Source organism: Mycobacterium numidiamassiliense, from assembly GCF_900157365.1.
Classification (GTDB): domain Bacteria; phylum Actinomycetota; class Actinomycetes; order Mycobacteriales; family Mycobacteriaceae; genus Mycobacterium; species Mycobacterium numidiamassiliense.
In genome coordinates this window covers 1,686,219-1,697,292 of the sequence record NZ_FUEZ01000004.1, presented here as the reverse complement: position 1 = coordinate 1,697,292, position 11,074 = coordinate 1,686,219, and the positions used below count along the sequence as shown (strand labels likewise).

Here is an 11,074-nt window from a genome sequence, read left to right as displayed (position 1 = left end):
TCGATGCTCACTGTCGTACCCGCACCGCGACGAAGTACTCGTGCTGCCGGGCGCAGTCGACGGTGTAGCCAATGGCCTTGTTCACGCCCTCGGAATCGTATTCCAGCCAGCGCTCGGTTCGTTGGCGCTCGAACTCGGTCCACGACGCCACGGTGAACCTTTCCAGGAGCGTGTCGGGTTGTCCGACGCTGTGATAGAGCCGCCAACTGTGGCCGCCCGTTCGCAGCCGCGATCGTCTGACCGCTTGCATTGCCTCGATGAACTCGTTGCGCCTCTCCGGCGGCACTTGATAGCGAACGGTGACCAACACCGGTCCGTCGTGCGGACACGGTTCAAACACCAGCGTCGGTGTCGGCCACGCACCGGAAACCTCGACGCTGAGCGTCCCGGTAGTCGGCCGCAACGGAAGTACCACGACGCTAAGGGCGACGACAATCAGCGCCATCGCCGAACCCAGCATCGCCACGTGCAGGCCCGCCCGGGTGGCGACGGCACCCCAGACATACGAGCCGATTGCCTGAGATCCCGTGGCGACCAGCAGATACACCGCCAACCCACGCGCCATCACCCAGCGCGGCAACGACAGCTGTGCTGCGGCATTCAACGTCGCTAACGTGATCAGCCACGCCATCCCCGACAACACCAGGAAGGGAGTCGCCGCGGCGAACGGCAGCGACACGATCGCCACGGGCGCCAGCGCGTACGCGGCGGCCGACGCCGCCAGCAGCGCGTTGTCGGACACCCGCCGGCGTAACCGCGCCGCGACCACGACGGCAAGCACCGCGCCCACACCGATGGCACCCAGCGCCACACCGTATCCATCCGCAGCCAGGTGCCATCTGTGGGCGGCGGCCACCGGCAGCAGAGCGAACACGCCCGAGGCGGGAAAGAGGAAGAGGACCGCGCGCACCAGGATCCTGCGGATATTAGGCCCGTTACGAACGAACATCAGCCCGGTGATCATGGCCTGGCCGAAGTGTTCTCGCTCGAGGGGCGCGCGCTGGGTGGGTCTCTTCCACGTCAGCAGAGCGACGATTATTCCGGCGAACGACACGGCGTTGATCGCGAAAACCGCTGCGGGGCCAGATAATCCCACGATAACGCCACCGATGGCCGGTCCGATCGCCCGGGCGGCGTTACCCGAGACGCTACCCAAAGTCGCTGCGGCCGTAATCTGCTCACGCGGGACAACCTCGGGCTGAATCGCCTGCCAGGCCGGCGCGGTGAGTGCAGACGCGCAGCCGATGGCCACCGTGAACCACAGCAATGCGGTCGGGCTGAGACGACCCAGGTAGGTCAGCACGGCCAGGGCCAGCGCTACCAGCACCGCATACGTCTGCAGAACTATCAGCAGGCGGCGCCGGTCGAACAGATCGGCGAGCGCGCCGGCGAACAATCCGAAAAGCAGCGTCGGCCCGAGGCTCGCCGTTTGGACGAGGGCCACGATGACGTCACTGCTGTGCTTCTCGATCAAAAACCATTGGGCGGCCACGCTTTGCATCCAGGTCCCGATGCTGGAGCCGAACTGCGCGGTCAACAAGTGGCGGTAAACGCGATTGCGCAACGGCGCCCACGCCGACGGTTGCCCGTTGGCATGTGCATGCACCTGATTCACCACGAAACCGACACTAAGCAGCCCATCCTGGCAAAACCAGCCGGAGAGTGAGATCGGACATAGCACGCCTTTCGCGTCGTGCAGGGCTAGTCGTGCGGCGCTAGTCGTGCAGGGACTAGGAGTCTAAGACAATCAGCCAACGCAGGCACGCCCAAGGAGACGCCGTGGAGGGCCGGGGTTATTCCGCGATCGAAAACACGATGCCGTCCAGGATGTCGTGTTCGCTGACGGTCAGTTCATCGATGCCGGCCCGGCCGCGCAGCTCGCGTGCCAATTCCTCGACCACGATCGCGCCGCCGCCGATTACGTCGACCCGGCCCTCGTGCATGGGCGGCAGCGCGGCGCGCTCAGCGCGCGTCATGCCGATCAGGCGCTCGCAGACCGCCAGCAAATCGCGGCCGGCGACGCGTGAAAGATGAATGGCCGCAGCGTCATAGGTTGTCATGTGGTGGGCCAGCGCAGCCAGGGTGGTCATGGTTCCGGCCAATCCGACCCAGGTCCGGGCCTTTTCGACGGGCACCACGGCCAGCGCGACCTCGAGCCGCTCACGAACCACCGCGCGGGCCGCCGCCACCTCAACCGCCGTCGGCGGATCCGAGTGCAAGCATCGTTCGGTCAGCCGGACGCAGCCAATGTCGGCCGAGTAGCTCGCCGCCACCCCATCTCCCCCGCCGAGCACGATCTCGGTCGAGCCACCGCCCAGATCGACGACGACGAAAGGACCTCTGGCGCTGTCCAGTTCGCCGACGGCGCCACGGAATGACAAGGCGGCTTCTTCGGCGCCACTGATCACCTCGGCGACCGCACCGGGGAGCACCGCCCCCAGCACGTCGGCCGTCATGCCAAAGAAGACGTCGCGATTGGAGACATCACGGGCGGCCGAGGTGGCCACCATCCGAACCCGTTGGGCGCCATGCTTTTTCAGCAAATCAGCGTAGTCGGCCAGTGCGGCCCGGGTCCGGGCAATCGCTTCGGGCGCGAACTCGCCCGTCGCGTCGACACCCTGCCCCAGCCGCACGATCCGAGTCTCGCGATGCACGTCGCGCAGCGGCGCGCCGGCCGGCCCCTCGTCGACGTCAGCGATCAGCAACCGAATCGAGTTGGTACCACAGTCAATTCCCGCGAGCCTCACCACTGCCCCGCCTCCAACAACGGGGCCATCTCCGGTTCTGCGGCCAGCAGCGCCAGCGCTTCGTCGCCGAAGGGGTTGCACCCGGGCCCCTTGGCCAGCGAATGCGCGATCAGCACATGCAGGCACTTGACCCGGTCCGGCATGCCTCCGCCGGAGAACGTGGTGCCTAGCGACTCGATCGCGTCACGCTCGGCCAACCACGACTCGTGAGCCCGCCGATAGGCGGCCGCCAGTTGTTCGTCGGATCCCAGCCGTTCGGTCATCTCCCGCATCAATCCCGTCGTCTCCAGCCTGCTCGCGGCCGCGGTCAACACCGGATGCGTCAAGTAGTACAACGTCGGAAACGGTGTGCCGTCAGGAAGTCTCGGCGCGGTCTTCACCACGCCGGGTTCCCCATTGGGGCACCGATAAGCAATCTCGAGCACGCCGCGCGGCTCGCGCCCGAGCTGGCGCGCCACCGCGTCCAGGTCCGCACGGTCAACCACCGGGGGCAGTGGGGTTCGCCGAAGCCGGCACCCCGGGGTCGGCCGGAGCCGGCGGAGCCTCCGAGGGGGCCAGGTTGGCCGGCGGCAGGTGCGGCGCGTCGGCGATGGTGTGCCACAGCGACGTGTACCACGGGTTGTTGTTAGCGGGTTTCGCCGCGTCTGCCGCTGGCTGCGGCGACGCTGCCGCCGCCGCGGGAAGCTGCACTTGAAACGGAATGTCGCCGGGCTTGACAAAACCCAACCGCTCGCGGGCCTGCGCCGCGATATACGCCGGGTCGCCGAGCTTGCCCTTCTTCTGCTCAAGGTCGGCGATTTGGCGGCGCAGCGCCGCTTCGGTGGCGGTCAACTGCGACATCTCCGTGCGCTGCGCGAAGTAGGTGCGCACCGGGCCGGCGATGGTCAGTGTCAGCACACAAATGACAGCGGCCAGCACCGCCGCGCGCCGCGCGGTGAAGCCCAGCCGCTGATCGGCCCGCTGCTCGGCGGACTCGGCGATCTGTCTCTTGATCGGTTCGACGACATGCTCGGCCGTTGTCCGCGTGGTGTTGCGAGCGGTCGCGGTCTGCACCGGCCTCGAGCCCCTCGCGGAGCGGCCGCGTCGAACCGAATCGCCGGGCTTGGCCGGCCGGGATGCCGGAGAGCGGCGCTTCGGATCTGGCCGTTTCGCGTCGGGCAACCGATTCCAATCTATTTGGGTTCCAGCGCAAAGCGCGGAAACGCCAGATCGCCTGCGTAGCGGGCGGCGTCGCCCAGCGCCTCCTCGATGCGCAGCAGCTGGTTGTACTTGGCGACACGCTCGCTGCGGGCGGGCGCGCCCGTCTTGATCTGTCCGCTCCCGACGGCCACCGCGAGGTCGGCGATCGTGGTGTCTTCGGTCTCACCACTGCGGTGGCTGATCATCGTGCGGTAGCCGCTGTGGTGAGCCAGCGCGACGGCGTCGAGCGTCTCGGTCAACGTCCCGATCTGATTCACCTTGACCAGCAACGCATTTGCCACACCCTTTTCGATGCCCTCCTCGAGGCGCTCGGGGTTGGTGACGAAGATGTCATCGCCGACGATCTGAACCTTGTCACCGATCGACGTGGTCAGGGCCGCCCATCCGTCCCAATCGTTTTCGTACAGCGGGTCTTCGAGGGACACCAGCGGGTAGGAGCCGACCAGCTTGGCGTAGAACTCGGTCATCTGGTCGGCGGTGCGAGTGCTGCCCTCGAAGGTATAGCCGGTGCCCTCCACGTAGAACTCGTTGGCCGCCGCATCGATGGCCAGCGCCACGTCGACGCCGGGTTTGAAGCCCGCCGATTCGATGGCCGAGCTGATCAGGTCCAGAGCCGCGGTGGTGCCGGCCACGTCGGGGGCGAACCCACCCTCGTCGCCCAGCCCGGTGGACAGGCCCTGCTTCTTGAGCACCGCTTTGAGTGCGTGGTACACCTCGGCGCCCCAGCGCAGCGCCTCGACGAAGCTGGGCGCTCCGATGGGCGCCACCATGAATTCCTGAATGTCGACTGCGGTGTCGGCGTGCGCCCCCCCGTTGAGGATGTTCATCATCGGCACCGGCAGGATGTGAGCGTTTGGCCCGCCGAGGTAGCGGAACAGCGGCAGCTCCGCGGAGTCTGCGGCCGCTTTGGCGACGGCCAGCGACACGCCGAGGATCGCGTTGCCACCGAGCCGGGACTTGTCAGGGGTCCCGTCGAGGTCGACCAGCGCCTGGTCCACCAGCCGCTGGTCGTCGGCGTTGAGCCCGATCACGGCCGGACCGATCTCGTCGAGCACGGCTTGCACGGCCTTCTGCACGCCCTTGCCGCCGTAGCGCTCCCCACCGTCACGCAGCTCGACGGCCTCGTGCTCTCCGGTCGACGCGCCGGACGGCACCGCTGCCCGGGCAAACGTCCCGTCGATCAGCGCAATCTCGACCTCAACCGTCGGGTTACCACGGGAATCGAGTATCTCGCGGGCCCCGACCTGCTCGATAATCGGCACTAGGTTCTCTCCTTGCCTTGTAGCTGATGGCGCGCTGCGGGCCAGCCCTCAAACAGGCCCAGCGTAAAGCCTGGGTCAGGGATTCATCCTTCTACAGCGGGCGACCCGCCGCATAGGCGGTTGCCCAGTCCCGGACGGCCCGCGCGTAGACGCCTGAGTTGTTGTAGGCGCGCAGCGCGGTGATCCATCCCCTGGGTGTCGCGAGATCCTTTCCGCGCCAGCACAAATAACCGGCGGCGGCGAGGGCGGCGTCGTCGATGTTGTCCGGACTGACGTGACCGTCGTTGTGAGCGTCGACACCGTACAACCGCCAGGTCTCGGGAATGAACTGCATCGGTCCCATGGCGCGCGTCACACCGGATCCGCCCGCGCCGGCGTCTTCGGCGGTGTCGACGATGCGCAGATTGCCGCTGGTGCCGTCGAGACGAACGCCCCGAATGGGCGGGCTCACATCCCCATTCGGGGCCAGTGTGGCGCCCCGGTAGGTGCCGTGGTGGCTCTCGACCTGCCCGATGCCCGCGAGGGTTGTCCACGCGATGTGGCACTTCGGGTTCTCCACCTCGGCGACGCGGGCGGCATAGGCGTAGGCCTCGAGCGCGATGACCGGAATCTCCAATGTCGCGGAGCGTTGCAGCGCCCAGTCCCGCAACTGATCCGCGGGCCGCCCGCTGGCGTGCGTGTTCACCGCCGGTACCTGAGCACCCGCGGGCGGGGGCACGCCATCGGGAATGAACATGCTGAGTTGCCAAGTGCAGCTGGACGCCATGAGCATCGCGGTCGCGCCGATGACGGCGGCCGCGCGCAACCAGCGCCTCGGCGACACCACGCTCCCCTTAACGTCCCCGATATCTACAATCACCACGATCATCGTCCCATGAGTTTTCGTACTCTTCGGCTGCTTCGCGGTCCAGGAGCGCGTTTCGCGACGGCCACCCGCCGAAATTTGCGTGACTCTATCGCCGGTCCGTGGCGCTAGTCGGACGCCTCGGTGCCGTCTTCGGCTTCGTCGACCACCTCGTCGGCGCCGACTTCGGCTTCTTCATCGACGCCGGCGTCCTCGTCGGTGTCATCGCCGGTGTCGTCGCCGGTGTCATCGCCGGTGTCGTCGGGAACGTCCGCATCGACCCCTTCGGAGGCGTCTTCGGACTCATCGGCCCGCACGTCGACTGCGAGCTCCGAGAACGGCCAGTGCTCGCGCCACTCGGCCTCGGTGACCTCGCCCAACGGAGTCACGTCGAACTCTTCCGGAACGTCGTCGCCGCGGCGAGTGGCGGCAATGGATCTCTCGACACCGCGGACTGTGTCGACAAACTCCAGAACCGCTGTGCGCAGCGTGCTCTCCGCATCGACATCGGTCAACACCGAGATTTCGACGATCTCGGACGGGATCAGGTCAGCAGGCAGCCCGGCCTTGGTGGCGCGCTGAATCACCTTCTGCGCCAACGCTAATGCCGGCTGACCGGTATGCACCTCGTCCATCGCCGACTTGCGCGACTTCTCGGCCGCTTTGCGCTCTTCCCATTGGGCCAGCTGATCTTCAAGCGAAATCGATTGTCCAGCAAGCACTCCCGGCACGCGATTGCCAAGCTTGCGCATCAGCGCGCTGGCGACATCGTCGATGTCAAAGGGAAACTGCGGCGCGTCTTCGGCGATGCGGGCGTGGAAAAGCACCTGCAGCAGCACATCACCGAGTTCTTCACGCAGCTGGTCGGCGTTGCCGCTGCGCACCGCGTCCAGCACTTCGTAGGTCTCTTCGAGCAGGAACCTGCGCAACGAGTCGTGGGTTTGCTCGCTTTCCCACGGGCCCGCGGTGCGCAGCTTGTCCATCATCGCCACGGCGTCCACCAGTCGTTCGCCCCGCGGTGTCTCCGGCGCAGCGATCAACCGGGCCCCGGCGGCCAGCCGGGCCGTGACGGCCGGGTGGTCGGGATCCGACGACAGCAACACCGGGGCGTCGTCTCCGGTATGCACCGGACGCGCCGCCGACAGTGACCAGGGCACCGCAACCGGCATCTCTTCGGTGTACTGCACCTCGCCGGCAAGGAACTCGATCGCTTCGACGGGCACCAGCGACGGACGGCGGGGGTCGAACAAGACGACGATCATCGCGCCTGCCGCTCCTCCCTGGTCATCGCCGAAGCTGCTTACCCGACTCCTTTACCGGCCGATCTGCGGCCAGGATCGTCATCGAGCGGCGCTGACGCACTCGTTATACCAATTTCTTGCTGCGGTTTCCCTTGCAGGGCCGTCACCAGGTTGGCCACCATCTGGACCAGCTCGACGTCACGGATGCGCGGCGCTCCCACCCCGCCGGCCCGCGGGATGGGAACCTGCACGGTGGACGTGGTGGCGCGGTAGTTCGCGGCCGGATACATCCGCTTGAGCCGCACCTGGGCCGAATCCAGCAGCGTGATCGGCGATAACCGCACGGTCGCCGCCGAGGGGGCCGATACCTCGAGGATGCCGGCGACGCGGCAGACCAGCCGCAACCGTGCGACCGCCACCAGCCGCTGGGCGGGTTCGGGCAGGGCGCCGTAGCGGTCGTTGAGCTCTTCGACGACCGCGTCGATGGCGGCGTTGTCTGCGGCAGCGGCCAGGCGCCGGTATGCCTCGAGCCGCAGCCGGTCGCTGGCGATGTAATCCGGGGGCAGGTGCGCGTCCACCGGCAGGTCGATCCGGACGTCTTTGGGTTCCTCGGCGGTGCTCACCAATTCGCCGTCGGCGGCCGCCTTGTACGCCTCGACGGCCTCGCCCACGAGCCTGACGTACAGGTCGAACCCCACCCCGGCGACGTGGCCGGACTGCTCGACACCCAAAACGTTGCCGGCGCCGCGGATCTCGAGGTCCTTCAATGCGACCGCCATGCCCGCACCGAGCTCGTTGTTCTGCGCGATGGTCGCCAACCGGTCGTAGGCCGTCTCGGTCAGCGGCACTTCCGGCGGATAGAGGAAATAGGCATAGCCGCGCTCGCGGCTGCGGCCGACCCGGCCCCGCAGCTGGTGCAGCTGGGACAGCCCGAAGGTGTCGGCGCGCTCGACGATCAGCGTGTTCGCGTTGGAGATGTCCAGGCCGGTCTCCACGATCGTGGTGCAGACCAGGATGTCGTGCTCGCGGTTCCAGAACCCCTCGACGGTGCGTTCCAGCAGTTCTTCGGGCATCTGGCCGTGCGCGACGACGACCCGCGCCTCAGGCACCAGCTCGCGCACCCAGGCGGCGGTCCGGTCAATAGAGCTGACGCGGTTGTGCACGTAGAAGGCCTGGCCGTCGCGTAGCAGCTCCCGGCGCAGCGCGGCGGCGATCTGCTTTTCCTCCTGCGGGCCGACGTAGGTCAGCACCGGATAGCGTTCTTCGGGCGGCGTCAGGATCGTCGACATCTCCCGGATGCCGGCCAAGCTCATCTCCAGGGTGCGCGGGATCGGGGTGGCGCTCATGGTCAGCACGTCGACGTGGGTGCGCAGCGACTTGATGTGCTCCTTGTGCTCGACGCCGAATCGCTGCTCCTCGTCGACCACGACCAGGCCCAGATCCTTCCAGCGCACCCCGGTCTGCAGCAGGCGATGGGTGCCGATCACGATGTCCACCGAGCCGTCGGCCAGGCCGTCGATCACGGCGCGGGACTCCGTTGTGTCGGTGAACCGGGACAGGCCCTTGACGGTCACCGGGAACCCGGCCATCCGGTCGGTGAACGTCTGCAGGTGCTGGTCGGCCAGCAACGTAGTGGGGACCAGCACGGCGACCTGCTTGCCGTCCTGCACCGCCTTGAACGCCGCCCGCACTGCGATCTCGGTCTTGCCGTAGCCGACGTCGCCGCAGATCACCCGGTCCATCGGGATCGGCTTTTCCATGTCCGACTTGACCTCGGTGATCGCGGTGAGCTGGTCGACGGTCTCGGTGAACCCGAACGCATCCTCCATCTCGGCCTGCCACGGCGTGTCCGGCCCGAACGCGTGGCCCGCGCTGGCCTGCCGTTTGGCGTACAGCGACACCAGCTCGCCGGCGATCTCGCGCACCGCGCGGCGGGCCTTGGTCTTGGTGTTGACCCAGTCGCTGCCGCCCAGCTTGCTCAGCGCCGGGGCCTGGCCGCCGACATAGCGCGACAGCTGATCCAGCGAATCCATGGGGACATAGAGCTTGTCGGCCTGCTGTCCCCGCTTGCTGGACGCGTATTCCAGCACCAGGTACTCGCGCCGGGCGCCGCCGACGGTGCGCTCGACCATCTCCACGAAGCGGCCGATGCCGTGCTGATCGTGCACCACCAGATCGCCTGCGTTCAGCGCCAGCGGGTCGACGGTGTTGCGCCGCTTGGCCGCCAGCCGCTTGCCCTCGACCGATGTGGCGCGGCTGCCGGTCAGGTCGGCTTCGGTGATGACGACCAGGTTGGCGCCGGGTATGACCACGCCGCCGTGCAGCGGACCCTTGAGCACTCCGACGACACCGCTTTTGGGAGCGGCGCCGGCGTCCAGCATGGCGGCCGGGGTGTCGGACTCGGCCAGCCGCTCCACGACACGGTGTGCCGTCCCGGCGCCTGGCGCGACGATCACGCCGTATCCGCCAGTGGCCACGTGCGCGCGCAGCATCGCGAAGATGCCCTCGATGTCGTGCTGATGCCCACGCGCCGACGGCGCAGCCTTGACGTCGAGCTCTACCGCCGACTCGTCGGACAGCTGGCTCAACGTCCACCACGGGTGCCCGGACCGGTCCGCGGCGGCCTGCACGTCGGCCAGCTCGGCGAATCCCGACCCGCCCAGCTGCTCGACGTCGACGGGCGCGTCGGTCCCCATCGCGGCCACCGACCAGGACGCCTCCAGGAATTCGCGGCCCGTCTTGATCAGGTCAGCGGCCCGGGTGAGCACCTTTTCCGGGTCGCACAGCAGCACCGGCGTTCCCTCGGCCAGCTGTTCGACGAGCAGCGCGTGGTCGTCGGGCCGCAGCACCGGCAGCAGCGCCTCCATGCCGTCGACCGGGATGCCTTCGGCCAGCTTGGCCAGCATGTCGGAGAGGCTGCCGCTGATCGCTCCCTGGCCCGTCGGGTGTTGTGCGATCAGCTCGGCCGCCCGCGCCCGCACGTCGGCGGTGAGCAGCAACTCGCGGCAGGCGACCGCGACCAGCGTCTCGACCTCGATCTCGGGGATGGAGCGTTGATCGGCAACCGAGAACATCCGCATTTCGGTGACCTCGTCGCCCCAGAACTCGACGCGCACCGGGTGCTCGGCGGTCGGGGCGAAGATGTCGAGAATCCCGCCGCGGACGGCGAACTCGCCGCGGCGGCCGACCATGTCCACCCGGGTGTATGCCAGCTCGACCAGCCGGGCAATCACGTCCTCGAAGCCGATCTCCTGACCGACGCGCAGGGTGACCGGCTCCTGATGGCCCAGCTGCGGCGCCATGGGCTGCAACAGCGAGCGCGCCGCCGTCACCACCACCCGCAACGGCGGGCCCAGCCGGGTGTCGTCGGGGTAGGCCAGCCGGCGCAGCACCATCAGGCGGGTGCCCACGGTGTCGACGCCGGGCGAGAGCCGCTCGTGCGGCAGCGTCTCCCAGGACGGGAAGACGGCCACCGCAGTGCCGAAGACGCCACGCAGCTCGGCGGCGAGGTCGTCGGCCTCGCGCCCCGTCGCGGTGACCACCAACAGAGAACCCTGCTGCGCCAGCGCGCTGGCCACGAAGAGCCGGGCGCTGGCCGGGCCGACCAGGTTCATCTCGGCGGGCCGGGCAGACGCGCTCTCGACGAGCTGCTGGAAAGTCGGCGCCGTCAGCGCCAATTCGACGAGCCCCGCGATCGGGGTTTCTGGAAGATCAGGCCCCGGTGCGATCATGATGCACCCATTCTAGGTGCGCCGGACGACGTCAAAATTGCACCCGACG

The 11,074-nt window shown here is 68.0% G+C and carries 8 protein-coding genes; all 8 read right to left on the bottom strand.

Annotation, left to right across the window (positions count from 1 at the left end; genetic code table 11):
- Window positions 1-7: 7 nt before the first annotated feature.
- The gene (locus MNAB215_RS16715) at window positions 8-1,618 is read right to left on the bottom strand and encodes an MFS transporter (protein WP_245830341.1); all 1,611 of its coding nucleotides are present in this window, start codon (window positions 1,616-1,618) and stop codon (window positions 8-10) included.
- Window positions 1,619-1,793: 175 nt separating this feature from the next.
- A complete protein-coding gene (locus MNAB215_RS16710) occupies window positions 1,794-2,750 on the bottom strand; it encodes a Ppx/GppA phosphatase family protein (RefSeq protein ID WP_077079823.1) in 957 nt (318 codons plus the stop codon).
- The gene (locus MNAB215_RS16705) at window positions 2,744-3,232 is read right to left on the bottom strand and encodes a DUF501 domain-containing protein (RefSeq protein ID WP_077079822.1); all 489 of its coding nucleotides are present in this window, start codon (window positions 3,230-3,232) and stop codon (window positions 2,744-2,746) included. Before MNAB215_RS16705 ends, MNAB215_RS16710 begins: the two co-directional genes overlap by 7 nt.
- The gene (locus tag MNAB215_RS16700) at window positions 3,225-3,908 is read right to left on the bottom strand and encodes an FtsB family cell division protein (protein WP_077079821.1); all 684 of its coding nucleotides are present in this window, start codon (window positions 3,906-3,908) and stop codon (window positions 3,225-3,227) included. Before MNAB215_RS16700 ends, MNAB215_RS16705 begins: the two co-directional genes overlap by 8 nt.
- An 11-nt stretch (window positions 3,909-3,919) precedes the next feature.
- A complete protein-coding gene (gene eno / locus MNAB215_RS16695) occupies window positions 3,920-5,209 on the bottom strand; it encodes a phosphopyruvate hydratase (RefSeq protein ID WP_077079820.1) in 1,290 nt (429 codons plus the stop codon).
- 91 nt (window positions 5,210-5,300) lie between these two features.
- On the bottom strand, window positions 5,301-6,032 hold the full coding sequence (locus tag MNAB215_RS16690; RefSeq protein WP_077082080.1) for a lytic transglycosylase domain-containing protein: 732 nt from the start codon (window positions 6,030-6,032) through the stop codon (window positions 5,301-5,303).
- A 149-nt stretch (window positions 6,033-6,181) separates the two neighbouring features.
- A complete protein-coding gene (locus tag MNAB215_RS16685; RefSeq protein ID WP_083746148.1) occupies window positions 6,182-7,315 on the bottom strand; it encodes a nucleoside triphosphate pyrophosphohydrolase in 1,134 nt (377 codons plus the stop codon).
- A 38-nt stretch (window positions 7,316-7,353) separates the two neighbouring features.
- Entirely contained in the window at window positions 7,354-11,025 is a 3,672-nt protein-coding gene (gene mfd, locus MNAB215_RS16680) for a transcription-repair coupling factor (RefSeq protein ID WP_077079819.1), read from the bottom strand.
- Window positions 11,026-11,074: the final 49 nt, after the last annotated feature.